The sequence below is a fragment of the Pseudochrobactrum sp. sp1633 genome (genome assembly GCF_030376605.1).
In the GTDB taxonomy this organism is placed as follows: domain Bacteria; phylum Pseudomonadota; class Alphaproteobacteria; order Rhizobiales; family Rhizobiaceae; genus Pseudochrobactrum.
On the sequence record NZ_JARRAE010000008.1, the window covers coordinates 68,517 to 88,849 of the forward strand.

Sequence of the window (20,333 nt, forward strand, 5' to 3'; positions counted from 1 at the left end):
GATGAAATATGTGTAAGCGCATAAATTTATGATGAAAAAAAATCCGGCGCGTGCCAGATTGACGATTATTAAATTCTGAGCGGGCGGTAAAAAACAAAATAGTTTGCCGCACAACCGGTGGGTATTGTTTCGCGCAGAATTACTGTGCTATCGGAGGGTGAGTGGTAATGAAGCGTATCGTTATGGGCCTGTTGGCTGCGACTTTGAGTGTTTCAGCAGCCTATGCTGCAGAGCTGAAACCAGCCGTTGTTTATGACTTTGGCGGCAAATTTGACAAGTCTTTCAATGAAGCTGCCTATAATGGCGCGGCTAAATATAAAGCTGATCACGGTACAGCCTATCGTGAGTTCGAAATTCAGAATGATGCACAGCGTGAGCAGGCTCTGCGTAAATTTGCGCAGGATGGTAATTCACCGGTTGTGATTGCCGGTTTCTCGGCTGTTTCTGCCATTGAAAAAGTTGCCAAAGAATTTCCGGATACGAAATTCGTAATCATTGATGCTGTTGTTGAAGCGCCGAATGTGCGTTCCGTTGTCTTTAAAGAAGAAGAAGGCGGCTATCTCGTTGGTATGCTGGCAGCTATGGCTTCCAAAACTGGCACAGTCAGCTTTGTTGGTGGCATGGATGTACCGCTGATCCGTCGCTTCTATTGTGGTTATGCCGGTGGCGCAAAAGCCGGTAAAGAAGGCACAAAAGTTCTGAATAACTGGACCGGCGATACACCAGCTGCATGGAATGATCCTGCTAAAGGCAGCGAAATCACCAAAGCCCAGATCGATCAGGGTTCTGACGTGATCTATCATGCTGCCGGTGGTACAGGTATTGGTGTTCTGCAGGCTGCTGCTGATGCCGGCAAGCTGGGCATTGGCGTTGACTCAAACCAGAACGGCTTGCACCCGGGCAGCGTGCTGACCTCGATGGTTAAGGGCGTTGATACCGCTGTTTACAAAGCCTTTGAGGATGTTGCTGCAGACAAATTTACTGCCGGCATTGTGCAGATGGGTCTGAAAGACGACGGTGTCAGCTATGCGATGGATGAAAACAACGCCAAGCTCATTACACCTGAAATGAAAACTGCGGTTGAAGCTGCCAAGGCAGACATCATCTCCGGCAAAATCAAGGTGCATGACTACACCACAGATAATAAGTGCCCTTATTAATTAAATAGGGTTATTCATGAAGAAGGGCAGTGGTGACACTGCCCTTTCTGCTTTTCTGGGATTGTGCTGCTTACCAGTGCGGTGGCTTGGTCACAGAGACTTCCGGCGCTGTTTGCTCTTCCAGCTCAAGAAACCTGTCGGTCAGTGCATTGAGCTTCTTCGTCAGCGCTGTAATCAGTTTCCATTGCTCTGCAATCTCACCGGAGAGGTCTTCAATTGTCTTTTCCTGTTCCGCATTGCGAATTTCCAGCTCTGTGAGCCGGTCAGACAGATTTTCAGACATAAGGGGTTTCCTGACTAATCAGAGGGGTGCTTCTTGCTCATATAGTGCACAGAAGTGATATTTCACGCTATTATGAGGGGCGAAATGCGGCTTTGTGGTGGTTTACACACAGTTTTGTGCAATAGCATATATTGTTAACTGTGTGCCGGAATCAGTTAAAGCAGAATGCGTCGGATGTTTTCATTTGATGTTAGCGATATAGTATTTGATAAAAACGCTCCGGCAATGCGATGACGATGATTAACGGATGGGATGATGGCGCAGCCTGCACTTGAACTGACAGGAATTGATAAGCGTTTCGGCGCTGTGCACGCAAACCGTGCGATTGATCTGCGGATCGACAAAGGAACCATCCACGGCATTATCGGTGAAAACGGCGCCGGTAAGTCGACATTGATGTCGATTATCTACGGCTTTTACCAGCCGGATAAAGGCACAATCAAAGTCAATGACCGGCCGGTACAGATTACCAATCCTGATGCGGCCATATCTGCCGGTATCGGTATGGTGCACCAGCATTTTATGTTGGTTGATAATTTTACAGTACTTGAAAATGTGATGCTGGGTGCGGAAGGTGCACCATTGCTCTCAGCCGGTATTACAAAAGCGCGTGAACAGCTGAAAGCGCTGGAAAAAGAATATGCGCTGGATGTTGACCCTGATGCCGTTGTTGGTGATCTGGCGGTTGGTATTCAGCAGCGCGTGGAAATTCTGAAAGCACTGTATCGCGGTGCGGAAATTTTGATCCTTGATGAGCCGACTGGTGTACTGACGCCATCAGAAGCTGACCATCTGTTCCGCATTTTGCGACAGTTGAAAGATCAGGGCAAAACCATTGTTCTGATTACCCATAAGCTGCGCGAGATCATGGCGGTGACGGATAATGTCTCGGTTATGCGCCAAGGCACGATGGTTGCTACACGTAAAACCTCAGAGGCAAGTGTTGAAGAACTGGCCGAGCTGATGGTTGGCCGCCGTGTTTTGTTGCGCGTGAACAAGCAAGCCGCGACACCCGGTGAACCGGTCTTGCAGGTCAAGAACCTTAAGGTGCGCAACGCGCAGAAAACCACTGTGGTGGACACGGTTTCTTTTGATGTACGCGCCGGTGAGATTGTGGGCATTGCCGGTGTAGCCGGTAACGGCCAGTCAGAGCTGATCGAAGTGATTGCCGGTATTCGCCGTGCCGAGAGCGGTGTGGTGATGCTGAGCGGCCTGCCGGTCAATGTGACTGGCAATGCGCATCCGGCAGAATTGCGCCGCCGTGGCCTTGCCCATGTGCCGGAAGACCGTCACCATATGGGGCTGGTGCTGGCCTATGAAGAATATGAAAACTCCATTCTCGGCTATCATGATGATCCGCGCTATCTCAAAGGCCCGTTCCTGAATATTGAAGCGATCATGCAGGATGCTAAGGGCAAGATTGCCCAATATGATATCCGCCCTGCTGATCCGCGTCTGAAAACTGCGAATTTCTCCGGCGGCAACCAGCAGAAGATCGTGCTGGCACGCGAGATGGAACGCAATCCGGATGTATTGATTGTGGCACAGCCGACGCGTGGCGTGGATGTCGGCGCGATCGAATTTATTCATAAACGTATTATCGAAATGCGCGATGCCGGTAAGGCAGTGCTGCTGATTTCTGTTGAGCTGGATGAGATCCGCTCGCTGTCTGACCGTATTCTGGTGATGTTTGCCGGACGTGTTGTCGGCGAATGCGGGCCGGAAGCCGGTGAGGGGGAAATCGGCTTGCTGATGGCTGGTATTCAGGACGAGACAAAGACAATTAAGAAGACAAGCGAGAAGGGCCTGCATTCATGATCAGCTCAACACCGGCATTGCTCATCATTGATATGCAAAAGGCTATAGATGATCCGAAATGGGGTCGTCGGGGACAATTGCAGGCAGAAGCGAATTTGCAGCGCCTGCTGGAAGCATGGCGTGAACGCCGTTTACCTGTGGTGCATGTGCGCCATGATTCAACCGATCCGCAGTCGCCTTATCGCTCTGGTACGGAAGGCAATGAATTCAAAGCAGAGGTTGAGCCGCAGGTTGGTGAGCCGGTAGTTGATAAACGCACCAATAATGCCTTTATCGGCACAGACCTGATGGATGTGCTGGATGAGTTGCAAATCCGCTCTCTCGTAATCGGTGGTGTGCTGCTGGAAAATTCTGTTGATGCAACGGTGCGCATGGCCGCCAATCTCGGTTTTGAAGTGATTGTACCGGAAGATGCGGTTGCCAGTACAGACCGCACTGATCTGCAAGGTCGTCTCTGGAGCGCGGAAGATGTGCACGCGCTGACACTGGCCGTTTTGCAGGGCGAATATGCGCAAGTTAAAAGCACTGAAGCTGTGATCGGAATGCTGCCATGAGCCAGCCTTTTGCAAAATTACCGCGCTGGGTGGACTACGGCCTGATCCCGACACTCAATTTGGCGGTGGCGTTTCTGGTGGCAGGTCTTGTGGTGTTGCTGGTCGGGGAAAACCCGCTGGATGCCGCATTCCTGATGATTAAAGGAGCGTTCGGTTCCGGCGAAGGCATTGGCTATACGCTGTTTTATGCCACGAATTTTATTTTCGCCGGTCTGGCTGTAGCTGTCGCTTTTCATTGCGGATTGTTCAATATCGGCGGTGAGGGGCAGGCCTATATCGGTGGTCTAGGCGTGGCGCTGATCTGCCTCTGGCTGGATGCATCCATGCCGTGGTGGATTACCATGATTGCGGCGCTGCTTGGCGGTGCGATTTTTGGCGCTCTCTGGGCGCTGATACCGGCATGGCTTCTGGCAAAGCGCGGTTCGCATATCGTAATTACCACGATTATGTTCAACTTCATTGCCGCCAGTCTGATGGTCTATCTGATTATCAATTTCATCAAGCCGATTGGCGTGATGGCACCGGAAAGCCGTGGCTTTGCAGAAGGCGGGCAATTGCCAAAGCTCGATTGGCTGATGAGCCTGTTTGGTATGGAGCTCCGCTCAGCACCGCTGAATATCAGTTTCTTATTGGCGCTGTTGGCTTGTTATCTGGTGTGGCTGCTGATCTGGCGCACAAAAATCGGCTATGAAATCCGCACGATGGGGCATAGCCCGCGCGCCGCTGAATATGCCGGTATCAATCCGTCGAGAACGATTATTATCACTATGCTGATTTCCGGCGCGCTGGCCGGTATGATGGCGCTTAATCCGGTGATGGGTGCGCAATATCGTTTGCAGCTGGACTTCGTTGCCGGTGCCGGTTTTGTGGGTATTGCGGTGGCGCTGATGGGGCGTTCGCATCCGGTTGGTATTATTCCGGCGGCAATCCTATTTGGTATGCTCTATCAGGGCGGTGCGGAAATCGCTTTTGATATGCCGAATATCTCCCGCGATATGATTGTGATTATTCAGGGTCTGGTGATCCTGTTTGCCGGTGCGATGGAGCATATGTTCCGCCCTGCTTTCCAGCGGTTTTTCATGCGTCTCGCATCCCGGAATACTGACAAAACAACTGTTGCGGCAGGGGAGTAAGCATCATGGAAATTTATGTGACGCTTATTCAGCTGCTTGATTCAACTCTGCGCCTGTCTGCGCCGCTGCTGTTTGCCTGTCTTGCGGGGCTTTATTCAGAGCGCGCAGGGATTGTCGATATCGGTCTTGAGGGCAAGATGCTGGCCGGTGCTTTTGCTGCCGGTACAGTTGCGGCCATCAGCGGTTCTGCCCTTGCTGGTCTTGGTGCGGCATTGCTGGTTTCGATGATGCTGTCGCTGGTGCATGGCTTTGCTTCGATCACCCATCGCGGCAACCAGATTGTTTCCGGTCTGGCGATCAACTTTATTGCCGCTGGTACAACAATCATTCTCGGTCAGGCATGGTTTGGACAGGGCGGGCGTACACCGTCTTTGCCAAATGGTGCGCGTTTTACGGCGATCAATCTGCCGGGCGCTGAGGCGCTGAAAGATGTGCCGTTCATCGGTTATCTCTATTCTGAGCTGATTTCCGGCCATTCTATTCTGGTCTATCTGGCATTTCTGATGGTGCCGTTGACATGGTGGGTGCTGTATCGCACCCGCTTCGGTCTGCGCATGCGTGCGGTGGGTGAAAATCCAGCGGCGGTTGATACGGCCGGTATTTCAGTGACATGGTTGCGTTACCGTGCGGTGATTATTTGCGGTTTGCTCTGCGGTATGGCCGGTGCCTATCTGGCGACAGCGCAGGGCGCAGGCTTCGTAAAGGATATGACGGCCGGTAAGGGCTATATTGCGCTGGCTGCACTGATTTTCGCGAAATGGCGTCCGGTACAGGCGATGTATGCTTGCTTGCTGTTCGGCTTTCTCGATGCTGCGGGTATTCGTCTGCAGGGCCAGTCGCTGCCGCTGATCGGTGATGTGCCGGTGCAGTTCATGCAGGCACTGCCATATATTCTGACGGTTATTCTGCTTGCGGGCTTTATCGGTAAGGCCATTCCGCCGAAAGCGGGTGGGATACCATATGTGAAAGAACGCTAAGGCTGGCTGTCAAAGAACGATGGGATTAAAAATGAGGAGGGGCTGATATGGCTCAGGATCTATTTGATGCAGCCTATGCTGCAATGCAGAAATGCCATGCCCCTTACTCGAAATTTCCGGTCGGTGCTGCATTACGCACCAAAGACGGGCGGATTTATTCCGGCTGCAATATTGAGGTGATTTCTTTTCCTGAAGGCTGGTGTGCTGAAACCACCATGTTATCGCATTATGTGATGGATGGCGGTGGCGAGATTGCCGAAATTCTGGTGATGGCTGAAAAACTTGAGAAATGCTCACCTTGCGGCGGTTGCCGTCAGCGTCTGGCAGAATTTGCCGGTGCCGATGTGCCGCTGCATTTGTGTGATAGCTCTGGTGTTGTGCAGACCGTGACGATGCGCGAATTGCTGCCATTCAGCTTTCAGACTGATGTGATTGGTTAAAGCCATGACCGAAGCAGCTTTGATTTTACGCGCCCGTCTCAATGAAGCTTTCGCCGGTGAAACGCTGAAAGTTGCTATTGTGCTGGGTTCCGGCCTCGGCGGTTTGGTCAGTGAACTCGATGATCCGGTGCATATCCGTTATTCTGACCTGCCACGCTTTCCGAAAAGCGGTGTCAGCGGTCATGCGGGTGAGGTTGTAGTCGGTCGCTTAATGGGCAGGCTGGTGATGGTGCTGGCGGGACGTGCGCATTATTACGAGCAGGGCGATGCGGCTGCGATGCGTCCTGTGCTGGAGACACTGAAAGCGCTTGGCATTGAAACACTGATCCTGACCAATGCAGCTGGTTCTGTGGTGCAGGATATGGCACCCGGCAGTGTGATGCTGATCGACGATCATATCAATTATTCCGGTATGAACCCGCTGATCGGCGAACATACGGATGCACGTTTTACCGGCATGACAGCGGCCTATGATGCAGACCTCAAACAGGCTTTCCGCGATGCGGCGCGCGCTGCTGATGAGGCGCTGTATGAAGGTGTCTATATGTGGTTCTCCGGTCCGTCTTTTGAGACACCGGCAGAAATCCGCATGGCGCGGGTGCTGGGTGCTGATGCTGTGGGTATGTCCACTGTGCCGGAAGTCATTCTGGCGCGTTTTCTGGGACTGCGTGCTGCCGCCTGTTCGGTCATCACCAATTATGGTGCAGGCATGAGCGGCGATGAACTCTCCCATCATGAGACCAAGACGATGGCACCTTTGGGCGGGCAGAAGCTGCAAAAAATTATCAAAATACTGGTCGGTGAAATCGGCTAATCACTGAAGAGGAGCCGCTATGCTGCCACAGGAAATTATTCGGGCAAAGCGCGATAAGCAGATTTTGAGTGCGGAGCAAATCAAGGCATTTGTGCGCGGTATTACCGATGGTAGTGTGAGCGAAGGGCAGATTGCTGCCTTTGGTATGGCGGTCTATTTCAACGGTATGACCCGTGATGAGGCTGTGGCGCTGACGACTGCCATGCAATATTCCGGCGATGTGCTGGAATGGCGTAATCTTGACGGGCCTGTGGTCGATAAACATTCCACCGGCGGTGTCGGCGATAATGTGTCTTTGATGCTGGCACCCATTGTTGCAGCCTGCGGTGCTTATGTGCCAATGATCTCCGGTCGCGGGCTTGGCCATACCGGCGGTACATTAGACAAGATGGATGCTATCCCCGGCTATCAGAGCTATCCCGATAAAGCCTTGTTCGACAAAGTTGTGCGTGATTGTGGTTGCGCCATTATCGGCCCGACCGGTGATCTTGCTCCGGCGGATAAGCGTTTCTATGCCGTGCGAGATGTGACGGCGACAGTGGAATCCATTCCGCTGATTACCGCCTCTATTCTCTCGAAAAAGCTGGCTTCCGGTATTGGCGGGCTGGTGCTGGATGTGAAAACCGGCAGCGGTGCTTTCATGCCGACATTTGAAGCATCGCAGGCATTGGCGCAAAGTCTGGTGCAGGTGGCCAATGGTGCAGGTCTGCCGACCAGTGCGCTGATTACCGATATGAATGAGCCGCTGGCAGACTGTGCCGGTAATGCAGTGGAAGTGCGCAATGCGGTTGATTTCCTGACCGGTGCCAAGCGTCAGGCACGTCTCGCGGAAGTTGTGCTGAATTTTGCCGCCCATATGCTGGTAACGGCAGGGCTGGCTCACACTGTTGCTGACGGTTTGGTAAAGGCGCAAACGGCTCTGGACAATGGCAGTGCCGCAGAAAAATTCGGCCGTATGGTTGCAGGCCTTGGCGGGGCTGCGGATTTTGTTGAAAGAGCCGCACATTATCTGCCGGTTGCGCCTCTTCAGGTGCAGGTTTGTGCTGAGCGTGATGGCTATATCAGCGCTATTGATACACGCTCAGTCGGCATGAGTGTTGTCGCGCTTGGCGGCGGACGTATGCGCCCGCAGGATCAGATTGATCCTTCTGTCGGTGTGACCAATATTCTGCCGCTGGGCAGTGCAGTCAAAGCCGGTGATGTGCTGGCATTGGTTCACGCGCAGACGCAAGGCAAAGCCGAGCAGGCTGTGCAGATGGTGCAGCAGGCCATGATGCTGAGTGAACATAAACCGGCACTCAATCCGGTGATTTATGAAACCGTAACCGCATAAAAAAACGGCGCTCTGAGCGCCGTTTTTTTATTTCGTCTTTGGTGCCGTACATACGATCACAATCTTTACTATTTGGTACCGTACATACGGTCGCTTTTTAGTTATTTGGTGCCGTACATACGGTCACCGGCATCACCAAGACCCGGAACAATATAGCCGTCTTCATTCAGCTTCTCATCAATGGCCGCTGTATAGATCGGCACATCCGGATGCACTTCCGCAAAATGTTTGATGCCTTCTGGCGCTGCCAGCAGGCAGAGGAAGCGGATATTACTTGCGCCGCGTTCTTTCAGCTTGGTGATCGCTTCAACAGCGGAATTGCCGGTTGCCAGCATCGGATCAACCACAATGATCAGACGGTTGACGATATCTTCCGGCGCCTTGAAGTAATATTCTACCGGCTGTAAAGTCTTGTGATCGCGATAGAGGCCGATATGGGCAACGCGTGCCGCAGGCACCAGATCAAGCATGCCTTCCAGCAGGCCGTTGCCAGCGCGCAGGATCGAAGCGAAAACCAGCTTCTTACCGTCGAGGATCGGCGATTCCATTGGCTGCATCGGTGTTTCGATCATGGTTGTTGTCAGATCGAGATCGCGGGTTACTTCATAGCAGAGCAGAAGGGAAATCTCTTTCAGTAACCGCCGGAAGCTGGCGGTCGAGGTTTCTTTCATGCGCATAATGGTGAGCTTGTGCTGGACAAGCGGATGATCAACTACCGTGACGCTCATAATATCCCGCTGCTTTCAAAATTACTTTTTTGCATTATTAGCCGAAGCCGATGAATTTTCCAGACCGCAATAAGCGAAAATACCGGTATGGAAAAGCAGCAGGGCTTAAATATACCCCGTTTTATACAATTCTCTCGAAGAGAGGGCAGGCTTTGTGGATGAAAACCTGCAACTACACGAAACTGTGACGGGTTTCACGGGTAAAAAGAATCACGTTTTCTGCGGCTTTGCAGTGCAAATTTTGTTAAGTCATATCAAACTTTGCCGTATTTGCTTGTAACATCGCGCCCAGCCTTTATATGCTACGGGCAGAGTGCTTCATCAGGCATGCGGGTTGAGAATGCAGCTTCACCCTCCATGCAATGCCCTTGCACTGACAAGAATGTCAGGCGGGGCGGGACAGGATAAATAAATGAGCCAGCAACGCGAAAACTCTCCGGCGGATCAGGGTGCGGATCAAAACCGTGTCGGCGCCCACGGTGGTATGGAAAACTCTTTCGGCTTTCAGAGTGTCGATGAAGAGTCCAAGCAGGGGCTGGTGAATGAAGTTTTTCATAGCGTTGCCAAACGCTATGATGTGATGAATGATCTGATGTCCGCTGGTCTGCACCGTGCGTGGAAAGACGCAATGGTTGCCTGGCTGGCGCCGCCGAAAATCCCGTCACATATTCAGAACTGGCGTTCGCTTGATGTGGCCGGTGGTACCGGCGATATTGCATTTCGTATTGTTGAGGCATCAGACCGTCAGGCGCATACGACCGTTCTTGATATTAATGGTTCGATGCTGGCTGTCGGGCAGGAACGTGCGGCCAAAAAAGGTCTTTTGGCTAATGTGGATTTTGTTGAGGCGAATGCCGAAAAACTGCCTTTCGAAGACAATTCTTTTGATGCTTATACGATTGCTTTTGGTATCCGCAATGTGCCGCATATTGACTGGGCGCTGAGCGAGGCTTTCCGCGTGCTGAAACCGGGTGGCCGTTTCCTCTGCCTTGAGTTCTCGGAAGTGGAAATGCCGCTACTGGATAAGATTTATGACCAGTGGTCGTTCCATGCTATTCCGGCCATTGGCAAAATGGTGACCGGTGATGCGGAATCCTACAAATATCTGGTTGAATCCATCCGCAAATTTCCGAAACAGCAGGATTTTGCCAATATGATCACCGCGGCTGGTTTCTCCCGCGTGACATGGCGCAATTTCACCGGAGGTATCGCCAGCCTGCATTCTGGCTGGAAGATTTAACTAGTTGACCGGAAGATCTGATAATTAGTTTTCGCGCATTTAAACCCTGAAAATCTTCTCTCTGCTTTCGGGATGCGTTTTATAAAGTGAGTAAGTTATGAGCCGCATTGCCGCAAGTTTCCGACTGATCCATGCCGGCTGGGTGATGACCCGTGAAGGTGTGATCAGCGCATTGCCGGCAGAGGGCCTGAGTGGCTTGCCTGCTTTTGCGCATCGCATGGCGGGCGTACTCGCGCGCAAGCGCTCGCGCGAAACGGCGCGCTCAGAGCGCATGTCACGGGCGATGAACCGGCTGGGGCCGTCTTATGTCAAGCTCGGTCAGTTTCTGGCCACGCGTCCTGACTTTGTCGGCAAAGAAGTTGCAGATGATCTGCAGCTTTTGCAGGATCGCATGGATTTCTTCCCCGAAGAGGCTGCAAAGCGCACGGTTGAAGGCTCGCTCGGTCGCACAATTGACGATCTGTACACAGAGTTTGATGCGCCGATTGCTGCTGCCTCTATGGCGCAGGTGCATCCGGCCTTTGTCGGTGGTACACGCAAGGTTGCCGTCAAAGTCATCCGCCCGGGTGTGCGTCAGCGTTTCGCGCAGGATCTCGAAGGTTTCTTCATGGTTGCGCGTTTACAGGAGCGTTTTGTGCCGGTGACGCGCCGTTTGCGCCCTGTAATGGTCGCAGAAACTCTGGCGCAGACCACGCGGATCGAGATGGATCTGCGGCTGGAAGCGGCGGCGCTGTCTGAAATTGCCGAGAATATCAAGAAAGACGAAGGTTTTCGTGTGCCTGCCGTGGATTGGGAGCGCACCGGTCGTGATGTGCTGACAATGGAATGGATCGACGGCATCAAAATGTCTGATGTCGAAGGCCTGCGCGCTGCCGGTTTTGATCTGCAAAAACTGGCGCGCACACTCATCCAGTCCTTCCTGCGACATACACTGCGCGATGGTTTTTTCCATGCGGATATGCATCCGGGAAATCTGTTCGTGGATGCCAAAGGTACGGTCGTTGCAGTGGATTTTGGCATTACCGGTCGTCTCAACAAGCAACAGCGTCGTTTTCTGGCAGAAATTCTCTATGGTTTCATCACGCGTGATTATCGTCGTGTGGCTGAGGTGCATTTTGAAGCTGGCTATGTGCCGCATCATCATGATGTGGCGAGTTTTGCGCAGGCTATCCGCGCGATTGGTGAGCCTATTCATGGTCAGCCTGCGGAAACAATCTCAATGGCCAAGCTATTGACCTTGCTGTTTGAGGTGACAGAGCTTTTCGACATGGAAACCCGTGCCGAACTGATTATGCTGCAAAAAACGATGGTTGTGGTTGAGGGTGTGTCGCGCACGCTTGATCCGAATTTCAATATGTGGAAGTCGGCAGAGCCGGTTGTCGGTGACTGGATTCGCAAAAATCTGGGGCCAGTCGGTATGATTGGTGATGTGAAAGAAAGCGGCATGGCGCTGCTGCATTTCATGCGTCAGACACCGGAACTGACCAAACGGCTGGAGCGGCTTTCCGGTGAACTGGACAATATGGCTGCCAATGGTCTGCGTTTTGATGATGCAACCGCTGCAGCTATCGGCAAGGCAGAAGCGCGGCATACGCGCTCAGGGCGTATTGCCCAGATTGTGATTGCGATCTGTGTGGTGATCCTGACAGTAAAATTGCTCTTTTGATTGCATTGATTGCATAAGTGATTGCAAAGCTGAGTTGAAAAGCGGTATTCTGAAAGGAGTATCGCTTTTTTGTTGGAGCTCTAATCATGGCCAGCATCACAATCCGTAATCTTGATGAAGATGTAAAAGAGGCGCTTCGTCGTCAGGCGGCGGCCAATGGTCGCTCGATGGAAGAGGAGGTGCGGGTCTTGTTGTCGGGCGAAACGCAAGTGCTTGCTCCTTTGGCTCCGGCATCTGATCCTGTTGCGCAGAGTTTGATCGGCAAACGTATTTTACTGATTATTGGCGGCGGAATTGCTGCCTATAAGGTGCTGGATCTGATCCGCCGTTTGAAAGAGCGTGGTGCGCAGGTGCGTCCGGTAATGACGCAGGCTGCGCAGGCTTTTATCACACCGCTATCTGTCGGTGCTTTGACTGCCGACCATGTCTATACGGATTTGTTTTCCCGCGAGGATGAGCAGGATGTCGGTCATATCAGGCTGGCGCGTGATGCTGATTTGATTGTGGTTGCACCCGCAACCGCTGATCGTATGGCGCAGATGGTGGCAGGGCTGGGTGGTGATCTGGCGGCAGCTATTCTGCTGGCACGCAAAGTGCCGGTACTGATAGCGCCTGCAATGAATCCGGCGATGTGGAATAATCCGGCAACGCAGCGCAATGTGAAAATACTGCATCAGGATGGTGTGCATTTTATCGGCCCTGAACGCGGGGAGATGGCCGAGAAGGGTGAGGCCGGTACAGGGCGCATGAGTGAGCCTTTGCAGGTCGTGGCGAAGATCGAACAATTGCTGTTACCTGTGCAGTCTCTGCCGCTGGCAGGTAAGAAAATCATCATTACATCGGGTCCGACCCATGAGCCGATTGATCCGGTGCGCTATATTGCCAATCGCTCGTCGGGTAAGCAGGGGCATGCGATTGCTGCTGCTCTGGCGCGGCTTGGCGCGGATGTGCGTCTGGTTGCAGGGCCGGTGACACTTCCTGATCCGCAGGGCGTTACAACTGTTCATGTGGAGACGGCGCGGCAGATGCGCGATGCGGTCGAGGCGCAATTGCCTGCTGATGCGGCGGTGATGGTGGCTGCTGTTGCTGACTGGCGCACGGCCAACGCGGCAGATCAGAAGATCAAAAAGCAGGCAGGCGAGGCGGCGCCGTCTTTGCAAATGGTGGAAAATCCTGACATTTTAGCGACGATCGGTCATCATGAGCTGCGCCCGCGTCTCGTGGTTGGCTTCGCAGCTGAGACGCAGAATGTGGTCGAGAATGCCTGCAAGAAGCTTGATAAAAAAGGTGCCAACTGGATTGTCGCGAATAATGTGAGTTTTTCTGAAGATGGTGGCAGTGTGATGGGTGGTGACCATAATCAGGTATTGCTGGTCAGCCATGATGGCGTGGATGAGTGGCCGTTGCTTGATAAAGATGAAGTGGCGCAGCGGCTCGCAGAGAAAATTGCGGCTGCTTTAAGCTGAAAAACTTGTTTTGATAATGGTTGCCTAAAAATAAGGCTTGCATGAATGTGCTGCTTTATTTTTAGGCAATTTTGTTTTTTGTGTCTGCCTGCTATTTATGTTCATCGCGCATCAATATTGCTGGACTTTAAAAATCCATTTTTGGCTGTGAATATTTTTCCTGAAAAATCAGCGGCTTATTATTTTAGCGCTTCTCCTGATCAATGATTTTTTACTATTTGGCATGAAAATTGCTTTGTTTCTGTTGAGCCACAGAAGCCTGCCTGTTGCGGGACTTCCGGCAGATACGGGAGATTTTGATGCTTATTTTCAGAGAGCCCAGATTATCAGCACGCAGTTCATTCAAGACTGCATTCGGTGTTTTGGCTGTATTGATGACTTTTTCAAATGCACCGGCTTTTGCGCAGGATGCGGCAGCTGTGGCTGATACCGGTGACACTGCATGGATGCTGACCTCTACAGTGCTGGTGCTTTTGATGACGATTCCGGGGTTAGCACTGTTTTACGGCGGTATGGTGCGTGGGAAAAACGTGCTGGCGACAACTATGCAGAGTTTTGCGATTGCCTGCTTAGCATCCGTACTTTGGATGGTGGCTGGTTATTCCCTTGCGTTCAGTGATGGCGGCAGCATGAACGCCTATATCGGCGGGTTGTCAAAAGCTTTCTTTACCGGTGTGACGCCAGCCTCACTCACAGGTACGATACCTGAATATGTGTTTATTACTTTTCAGATGACGTTTGCGATTATCACACCCGCCCTGATTGCCGGTGCTTTTGCTGAGCGTATGAAATTCTCGGCATTACTGGTTTTCACAGCCCTGTGGCTGTTCCTCGTTTATGTGCCGGTGGCGCATTGGGTGTGGGGCGGCGGCTTTCTTGGCGGCGACGGGGTGCTGGATTTTGCCGGAGGCACGGTTGTGCATATCAACTCGGGTGTTGCCGGTCTGGTTCTGGCGATTATGCTGGGCAAGCGCGATGGCTACGGACAGGTGAATATGGCGCCGCATAATCTGGTTTACTCGCTGATCGGTGCCTCTCTGTTGTGGGTTGGCTGGTTCGGGTTCAATGCCGGTTCTGCGCTTTCCGCCAATGGCATTGCTGCGGTCGCCATGATTAATACGCAAATTGCAGCTGCCGGTGCGGCCTTAAGCTGGATGGCTGTCGAATGGATCATCGGCAAGCGGCCAAGCGTCTTGGGTATTATCTCGGGCGCTGTGGCGGGACTTGTGGGTGTTACACCCGCTGCAGGCTTTGTTAATCCGGCCGGTGCTCTGATGATTGGTCTGATTACCGGTGCTGGTTGTTATTTTGCAGCCGTGAAGCTCAAGCACTGGCTTGGCTATGACGACAGTCTCGATGCCTTTGGTGTGCATGGAGTGGGCGGTATTATTGGTGCGCTGCTGACAGGCTTATTTGCTGATGTTGCGATTAATCCTGCCGGTGAGGGCGCAACCATGCTCAAGCAGCTCTATGGCGTGGTGGTGACTATGCTCTACACGGCGCTGATGACGGCGCTGATCGTCATTGTCATTAAAATGTTCATGGGATTGCGTGTGTCCAAGGCCACAGAGATTGAAGGCCTTGATATCAATCTGCACGGCGAGACTGTGCATTCCTGAGTTAAAGTTCAGCCGCAGAGGGGCTGCCGCGTAACCGGCTCTGTCAGATCATCCACAGAAGATGACAGCAGAAACCGGTTGCGCGGAACTCAATAGCGATGCTTATTTACCGGTGTCGCGAACCTGATAGTCTTTGATCGAAGCGAATTTAATCGCCTTCCAGCGTTCTGCTTCATAATTCAGCGAGAAGGCGTTCGGGGTCAGATAGACCGGATCATTATCCAGATCATGGGCAATATCAGCGCGGTGGGTCGCGATGAAACGGTTAAGCTCTGCCGGATCATCGGAGGAAATCCAACGGCACAGACTGAAACGCGACATTTCAAAGCCGACCGGCAATGAATATTCGATCTTGAGGCGTTCCGTCAGTACGTCGATCTGCAGGGCGCCAACCACGCCGACAATCGCCGGAGAGCCATCATCCGGCAGGAACAGCTGCACTACGCCTTCTTCAGCCATCTGCTGCAAGGCTTCACGCAGTTTCTTGGCCTTCATCGCATCATCAAGGCGAACGCGGCGCAGAATTTCCGGTGCAAAGTTTGGTACGCCGCGGAACAGCAGGTCTTCACCTTCGGTCAGCGTGTCACCGATGCGCAAGGTTCCGTGGTTTGGAATGCCCACCACGTCACCAGCATATGCCTCATCGGCAATCTGACGGGAACGGGCAAAGAAGAACTGCGGCGCGGAAAGGCTCATTGGCTTGCCGGTGCGCACCAGCTTGGCTTTCATGCCGCGGGACAGTTTGCCGGAGCAGACACGCAGGAACGCAATACGGTCGCGGTGGTTCGGGTCCATGTTTGCCTGAATTTTGAACACGAAACCGGTCATTTTTTCTTCGTCAGCTTCAACGCGGCGCGTATCGGCGTCCTGAGCACGCGGGCTCGGGCCAAAATCGCAGAAAGCATCAATCAGATCACGCACACCGAATTTTTTCAGAGCCGAGCCGAAATAAACCGGTGTCAGATGACCTTCACGGAAAGCTTGCAAATCAAACTCACGGCAAACGCCGCGCGCCATTTCCACGCTTTCAATGAAGTTTTCACGTTCATTTTCCGGCAGCAGACCGGCGGCTAATGCGTCATCAGCGCCACTGACAGGGGTCGGATTCTCTTCATTATCCTGACGGCGAACCGTATTATTGTGCAGATCGTAGGTGCCGGCAAAGCTTTTGCCTGAGCCGATCGGCCAGGTAATAGGAGCGGTGTCGAGCGCCAGTTTTTCTTCGATCTCATCGAGAATTTCAAACGGATCACGGGCTTCACGATCCATCTTGTTGATGAAGGTGACAATCGGAATGTCGCGCATGCGGCAGACTTCAAACAGCTTCAGTGTGCGTGGTTCGATACCCTTTGCGGCATCGATAACCATGACAGCACTGTCAACGGCTGTAAGCGTGCGATAGGTGTCATCCGCAAAGTCTTCGTGACCCGGTGTATCGAGCAGGTTGAAGATGCAGTCTTTATATTCAAAGGTCATCACCGAGGTAACAACGGAAATACCGCGGTCGCGCTCAATATTCATCCAGTCGGAACGGGTCTGAATGCGATCCTTCTTTGCCTTGACCTCACCGGCGAGCTGAATTGCACCGCCGAACAACAGCAGTTTTTCAGTCAGCGTGGTTTTACCGGCATCCGGATGCGCGATAATCGCAAATGTGCGACGATGCGAGGCGGGAGTAGTTTGTTCAGGCATAAAGGGCTCGGATAATACAAAATTGGACAGGTGGTGCCTTCTAGCAGCATCGCGGCAGTTCGTCGACCTGAAATACAAAAGGGCGCTTTCTGCGGTTCAAAGCAGAAAGCGCCCTTTTAAAAGTATCGGATTCTTATCCGCGCATGGTTTTCAGACCAAAGCCCAGAGCAATCATTGCCCAGCCCTGAAACACCAGATCAATGGCAAGGAACATGCCGAGAATCCACAGGCTGTTGACCGGCCAGCCGATAGCAATAACGATACCGGCCAGAGCGGTGATGAGACCGCCAGCGAGAACCCAGCCCCAGCCTTTCACGGCGCGGCTCTGGAAGGCAACCCACATACGGAACACGCCGGAACCAAGCAATGCGGCGGCGATGAACAGCGTGATAATGCTGGAGGCCAGCAGCGGATTGAGGAATGTCAACACACCGGCTGCTGCATAGAGCAGGCCGCTGATCATCCAGAAGAAGAAGCTCTTCCATGTCTGAACGCTGAATGCATGGATGATTTCAACAATCCCTGCGATCAGAATGGTAATCCCAACATAATAGACCGATGCAACGGTTGCGAAAAGCAGATTACCGAAAGCAATGCCGCCGAGCATCAGCATGAGAATACCCAGAACAATGAACCAGCCCCATTTGTTGGTCAGAGAGCTGATAGCTTGTGCAGGGGTTTTAATACCTGATGATAAAGACATGTTTGTTATCCTGTTGGTGAAGTAACGCAACTCTTATTAAAATATAATCATATTGAAAATATTGCAAAATTCAAATGATTATAATGTGATCCTGCTTAGCTATATTAAAATCAGGGTCTTTGATGCGGCTGAAAAACGGGCGGGAAACTGTAGGTTTTGCTCTGTGTTTTTAAAGCACACCCGAATTTTTATCCGGCAATTTGTGTATTATAAATCAGGCGCGAAATTCTTTTGCCAAAGCTCGGTGATTGCTGATAATTTGCCAGAATGTTTGACACGTTGATTTCATATTGGCCGGTATACTGGCCGCATATTGTGCTCGGTTTTTCGCTGATTATCGGCGCCGTTGCAGCTATTCACGCGACTATGACCAAAGAGGAAGTGCGTTCCGCTTTGGGCTGGGTCGGCGTTATTATGCTGTCCCCGATTATCGGGGCTGTGGTTTATGCTATCGCCGGTGTGAACCGGATAAGGCGCACATCGCTCAGCATGCAGCGTGCCGGTATGACGGATATCGAGCTTTATCATCTGTCCCATTATGATGCGTCACCCGATGAAGTGCGGGCGGTCAGTGGCAATAATTTTATTGCCATGAAACGGCTTGGCGATGTTGTCAGCCGCTGTAACCTGACTTCCGGTAATAATATCGAGGTTTTGCAGAGTGGTGATATTGCCTATGCGGCCATGCTGAAAGCGATTGGTCAGGCCAAACGCAGTATCTTGCTGGAAACCTATATTTTCGATAATGATGAGATAGGCAAGCAGTTTGCTGAGGCGCTGGCTGCAGCTGTGGTGCGCGGTGTGCAGGTGCGTGTTCTGGTTGATGCTGTTGGCGCGCGTTATTCAACGCCAAGCATTATTGGTATATTGCGGGCTAAAACCGTGCAGGCAGAGGTTTTTAACGGCAAACTGATCATGGGCTTGCGTCTGCCTTATGCGAATTTGCGCACCCACCGTAAGATTCTGATTATTGATGGTGAAATCGCTTTCACCGGTGGTATGAATATCCGTGCCGGATTTACGGTTGAATTTGCACAAAATCATGCCGCGCAGGATACGCATTTCCGTCTCACCGGACCGGTTGTAACAGATTTATTTAATACGGCTTCTGAGGACTGGCGTTTTACCACGGATGAACATCTGACCGGTGCTGCGTGGTCGGTGACACCACCGGCGTTCCATCCGGGAGAAGGGTTGTTGGTGCGCGCTGTACCTTCAGGACCCGATAAAAGCCTTGAAACCAATCATAAAATTATGATGGGTGCTTTCTCAGTTGCTGAGCGTCATATTCGCATTATGACGCCTTATCTGCTGCCGGATCGTGAGCTAGTCAGTGCACTGGTAACGGCTGCGCGACGCGGTGTGGTTGTGGATATTGTGGTGCCTGCGCAGAATAATCTGGTGCTGGTGGATATGGCGATGACCGCGCAGTTTGATCAGCTTCTGAAAGACGGTTGCCGTATTTGGCGTGCCAAAGGTGCGTTTAATCATTCCAAGCTGATGAGCGTCGATGATGTCTGGGCCTATGTCGGCTCCAGCAATCTTGATCCGCGCTCATTGCGCCTGAACTTCGAAATTGATCTTGAAGTTTATGATGCCAAAACTGCGAAATCCATTTCGAAGCGGATTGATCAGCATGTGGCAACGGGCACAGGCGTGAAGCTGGCAGAATTGAAGGCACGTCCGTTCTCCCGCCGTCTGCTTGAGCGGATTGTCTGGCTTGGCTCGCCTTATCTGTAGCTGGTTTAAGCTGAGAACCGTTGAAGGGCCGCTACGGGTAGTTCCAGCGCTTTAAGATCAAGATGGGCTTTGATCGGCAGGTGATCTGACGCAAGGCGTGCCAGCGGCGTATTATGCACCTCGACAGAGGTGACAAGCTTCTGCGGGCGGCTGAGAATACGGTCGAGAGCAAGCACCGGAAAGCGGGACGGAAAACTCGGCACTGCACCGGCTGTCAGGTTGAATACCGGTTGCAATGTTGCCAGAGATGAACCCTTGCCGACGCGCCATTCATTGAGATCGCCGATCAGAATAGTCGGACGATCATTATCTTCACGGATCATAGAGAGCAGCGTTTCTGCCTGACGGGAGCGCGAGTGTTTCAACAGGCCGAAATGCGCGGCGATAATGCGCAAGGGGCCTTCATCCAGATCAATATCGGCGACAACTGCGCCGCGCGGCTCTACACCCGGCAATTTGATCTGATGAATATCTCTGATCAGGCCTTGACGGAACAGCAGCAGATTGCTGTGCCAGCCATGACCGTTCGGCGACATGGTTTGAATCGGAATAGGCACAAGCCCGCTGACTCTTTCCAGATTTTGCAGGTTGAGCAGCCCGCTGCGTTCGCCAAATCGTTTATCAGCTTCCTGAATAGCAATAATATCGGCGTTCAGCTCGGATATGACCTCAGCTGTGCGCTCGGGATCGAACTTTTTATCAATGCCAATGCATTTGTGAACATTATAGGAGGCAACGACAGTATCGCCGCTGGGATTATTATCTGCCAATGGCCGGTGACCGCGCCGGTTGCGAATTGCTCTCAGAACCGTCTGAGGTAATTTTCTGTCATGCAATTTCTTACGCAAGCGCAGCTTCCTCGTTGCACAGTTTTTATATCTGCTTTCGCTATAAACTTATCCCTGAAATGTTTTCATTTCAGGGCATGCGCATTCATTGACTTTTTATATAGGGTTTTGAGTGCCGC

At 52.2% G+C, this 20,333-nt stretch carries 18 protein-coding genes; 13 read left to right on the forward strand and 5 right to left on the reverse strand.

Going from position 1 to position 20,333, the window contains the following annotated elements:
* Window positions 1-167 precede the first annotated feature (167 nt).
* Window positions 168-1,160, forward strand: a complete 993-nt coding sequence (locus P8H26_RS10890; RefSeq protein ID WP_289633023.1) for a BMP family protein — start codon at window positions 168-170, stop codon at window positions 1,158-1,160.
* Between the two features lie 70 nt (window positions 1,161-1,230).
* Here P8H26_RS10890 and P8H26_RS10895 read toward each other — a convergent pair whose 3' ends face one another.
* Window positions 1,231-1,443, reverse strand: a complete 213-nt coding sequence (locus P8H26_RS10895; RefSeq protein ID WP_289633024.1) for a SlyX family protein — start codon at window positions 1,441-1,443, stop codon at window positions 1,231-1,233.
* Window positions 1,444-1,698: 255 nt separating this feature from the next.
* Between P8H26_RS10895 and P8H26_RS10900 the strand changes: the two genes are divergently transcribed.
* Genes P8H26_RS10900 through deoA form a run of 7 tightly spaced genes read left to right on the forward strand, consistent with a single transcriptional unit; the run spans window position 1,699 to window position 8,512 of the window.
* Entirely contained in the window at window positions 1,699-3,261 is a 1,563-nt protein-coding gene (locus tag P8H26_RS10900; protein WP_289633025.1) for an ABC transporter ATP-binding protein, read from the forward strand.
* A complete protein-coding gene (locus P8H26_RS10905) occupies window positions 3,258-3,815 on the forward strand; it encodes a cysteine hydrolase family protein (RefSeq protein WP_289633026.1) in 558 nt (185 codons plus the stop codon). The genes P8H26_RS10900 and P8H26_RS10905 overlap by 4 nt, the downstream gene beginning before the upstream one ends.
* Window positions 3,812-4,948: an ABC transporter permease gene (locus P8H26_RS10910; RefSeq protein WP_289633027.1), complete on the forward strand. Its 1,137-nt coding sequence runs from the start codon at window positions 3,812-3,814 to the stop codon at window positions 4,946-4,948. The genes P8H26_RS10905 and P8H26_RS10910 overlap by 4 nt, the downstream gene beginning before the upstream one ends.
* Window positions 4,949-4,953: 5 nt before the next feature.
* A complete protein-coding gene (locus P8H26_RS10915) occupies window positions 4,954-5,925 on the forward strand; it encodes an ABC transporter permease (RefSeq protein ID WP_289633028.1) in 972 nt (323 codons plus the stop codon).
* 47 nt (window positions 5,926-5,972) lie between these two features.
* Window positions 5,973-6,365 (forward strand): cytidine deaminase, encoded by a 393-nt coding sequence (locus P8H26_RS10920; RefSeq protein WP_022712438.1) that lies wholly within the window; start codon window positions 5,973-5,975, stop codon window positions 6,363-6,365.
* 4 nt (window positions 6,366-6,369) lie between these two features.
* Window positions 6,370-7,179, forward strand: coding sequence for a purine-nucleoside phosphorylase (locus tag P8H26_RS10925; protein WP_289633029.1), 810 nt, complete (start codon window positions 6,370-6,372; stop codon window positions 7,177-7,179).
* 19 nt (window positions 7,180-7,198) lie between these two features.
* On the forward strand, window positions 7,199-8,512 hold the full coding sequence (deoA, locus tag P8H26_RS10930; RefSeq protein WP_289633031.1) for a thymidine phosphorylase: 1,314 nt from the start codon (window positions 7,199-7,201) through the stop codon (window positions 8,510-8,512).
* A gap of 101 nt (window positions 8,513-8,613) precedes the next feature.
* Here the strand turns inward: deoA and upp are convergent, their stop codons facing one another.
* Window positions 8,614-9,240 carry a uracil phosphoribosyltransferase gene (gene upp / locus P8H26_RS10935; protein WP_289633033.1) on the reverse strand — a complete coding sequence of 209 codons (627 nt, stop codon included), beginning with the start codon at window positions 9,238-9,240 and terminating at the stop codon, window positions 8,614-8,616.
* A gap of 412 nt (window positions 9,241-9,652) precedes the next feature.
* On the opposite strand from upp, the gene ubiE reads away from it, so the two are divergent.
* The 4 genes from ubiE (at window position 9,653) to P8H26_RS10955 (ending at window position 15,231) form a co-directional block, all read left to right on the forward strand.
* The gene (ubiE, locus tag P8H26_RS10940; RefSeq protein ID WP_289633035.1) at window positions 9,653-10,480 is read left to right on the forward strand and encodes a bifunctional demethylmenaquinone methyltransferase/2-methoxy-6-polyprenyl-1,4-benzoquinol methylase UbiE; all 828 of its coding nucleotides are present in this window, start codon (window positions 9,653-9,655) and stop codon (window positions 10,478-10,480) included.
* Between the two features lie 97 nt (window positions 10,481-10,577).
* Complete coding sequence (gene ubiB, locus P8H26_RS10945) at window positions 10,578-12,146, forward strand: 2-polyprenylphenol 6-hydroxylase (protein ID WP_289633036.1); 1,569 nt, start codon at window positions 10,578-10,580, stop codon at window positions 12,144-12,146.
* A gap of 86 nt (window positions 12,147-12,232) precedes the next feature.
* A complete protein-coding gene (gene coaBC, locus P8H26_RS10950) occupies window positions 12,233-13,612 on the forward strand; it encodes a bifunctional phosphopantothenoylcysteine decarboxylase/phosphopantothenate--cysteine ligase CoaBC (RefSeq protein ID WP_289633037.1) in 1,380 nt (459 codons plus the stop codon).
* A 374-nt stretch (window positions 13,613-13,986) separates the two neighbouring features.
* The gene (locus P8H26_RS10955) at window positions 13,987-15,231 is read left to right on the forward strand and encodes an ammonium transporter (RefSeq protein WP_289633118.1); all 1,245 of its coding nucleotides are present in this window, start codon (window positions 13,987-13,989) and stop codon (window positions 15,229-15,231) included.
* A gap of 102 nt (window positions 15,232-15,333) precedes the next feature.
* Here the strand turns inward: P8H26_RS10955 and P8H26_RS10960 are convergent, their stop codons facing one another.
* Together P8H26_RS10960 and P8H26_RS10965 are read right to left on the reverse strand one after the other, a co-directional pair.
* Window positions 15,334-16,923: a peptide chain release factor 3 gene (locus P8H26_RS10960; protein WP_289633038.1), complete on the reverse strand. Its 1,590-nt coding sequence runs from the start codon at window positions 16,921-16,923 to the stop codon at window positions 15,334-15,336.
* A 133-nt stretch (window positions 16,924-17,056) separates the two neighbouring features.
* Entirely contained in the window at window positions 17,057-17,626 is a 570-nt protein-coding gene (locus P8H26_RS10965; protein ID WP_289633039.1) for an HdeD family acid-resistance protein, read from the reverse strand.
* Between the two features lie 267 nt (window positions 17,627-17,893).
* Here P8H26_RS10965 and P8H26_RS10970 point away from each other — a divergent pair, with 267 nt between their 5' ends.
* Window positions 17,894-19,366, forward strand: coding sequence for a phospholipase D-like domain-containing protein (locus P8H26_RS10970; protein WP_289633040.1), 1,473 nt, complete (start codon window positions 17,894-17,896; stop codon window positions 19,364-19,366).
* A 5-nt stretch (window positions 19,367-19,371) separates the two neighbouring features.
* Here the strand turns inward: P8H26_RS10970 and P8H26_RS10975 are convergent, their stop codons facing one another.
* A complete protein-coding gene (locus P8H26_RS10975; protein ID WP_289633041.1) occupies window positions 19,372-20,214 on the reverse strand; it encodes an endonuclease/exonuclease/phosphatase family protein in 843 nt (280 codons plus the stop codon).
* Window positions 20,215-20,333 lie beyond the last annotated feature (119 nt).

Coding starts and splice junctions, on each gene's coding strand:
- P8H26_RS10905 (WP_289633026.1), top strand. CDS start 3,258: ATGATCAGCTCAACACCGGCATTGCTCATCATTGATATGCAAAAGGCT.
- P8H26_RS10900 (WP_289633025.1), top strand. CDS start 1,699: ATGGCGCAGCCTGCACTTGAACTGACAGGAATTGATAAGCGTTTCGGC.
- P8H26_RS10910 (WP_289633027.1), top strand. CDS start 3,812: ATGAGCCAGCCTTTTGCAAAATTACCGCGCTGGGTGGACTACGGCCTG.
- P8H26_RS10895 (WP_289633024.1), bottom strand. CDS start 1,443: ATGTCTGAAAATCTGTCTGACCGGCTCACAGAGCTGGAAATTCGCAAT.
- P8H26_RS10890 (WP_289633023.1), top strand. CDS start 168: ATGAAGCGTATCGTTATGGGCCTGTTGGCTGCGACTTTGAGTGTTTCA.
- P8H26_RS10965 (WP_289633039.1), bottom strand. CDS start 17,626: ATGTCTTTATCATCAGGTATTAAAACCCCTGCACAAGCTATCAGCTCT.
- P8H26_RS10970 (WP_289633040.1), top strand. CDS start 17,894: ATGTTTGACACGTTGATTTCATATTGGCCGGTATACTGGCCGCATATT.
- P8H26_RS10960 (WP_289633038.1), bottom strand. CDS start 16,923: ATGCCTGAACAAACTACTCCCGCCTCGCATCGTCGCACATTTGCGATT.
- coaBC (WP_289633037.1), top strand. CDS start 12,233: ATGGCCAGCATCACAATCCGTAATCTTGATGAAGATGTAAAAGAGGCG.
- P8H26_RS10915 (WP_289633028.1), top strand. CDS start 4,954: ATGGAAATTTATGTGACGCTTATTCAGCTGCTTGATTCAACTCTGCGC.
- upp (WP_289633033.1), bottom strand. CDS start 9,240: ATGAGCGTCACGGTAGTTGATCATCCGCTTGTCCAGCACAAGCTCACC.
- P8H26_RS10920 (WP_022712438.1), top strand. CDS start 5,973: ATGGCTCAGGATCTATTTGATGCAGCCTATGCTGCAATGCAGAAATGC.
- ubiE (WP_289633035.1), top strand. CDS start 9,653: ATGAGCCAGCAACGCGAAAACTCTCCGGCGGATCAGGGTGCGGATCAA.
- deoA (WP_289633031.1), top strand. CDS start 7,199: ATGCTGCCACAGGAAATTATTCGGGCAAAGCGCGATAAGCAGATTTTG.
- P8H26_RS10925 (WP_289633029.1), top strand. CDS start 6,370: ATGACCGAAGCAGCTTTGATTTTACGCGCCCGTCTCAATGAAGCTTTC.
- ubiB (WP_289633036.1), top strand. CDS start 10,578: ATGAGCCGCATTGCCGCAAGTTTCCGACTGATCCATGCCGGCTGGGTG.
- P8H26_RS10955 (WP_289633118.1), top strand. CDS start 13,987: ATGACTTTTTCAAATGCACCGGCTTTTGCGCAGGATGCGGCAGCTGTG.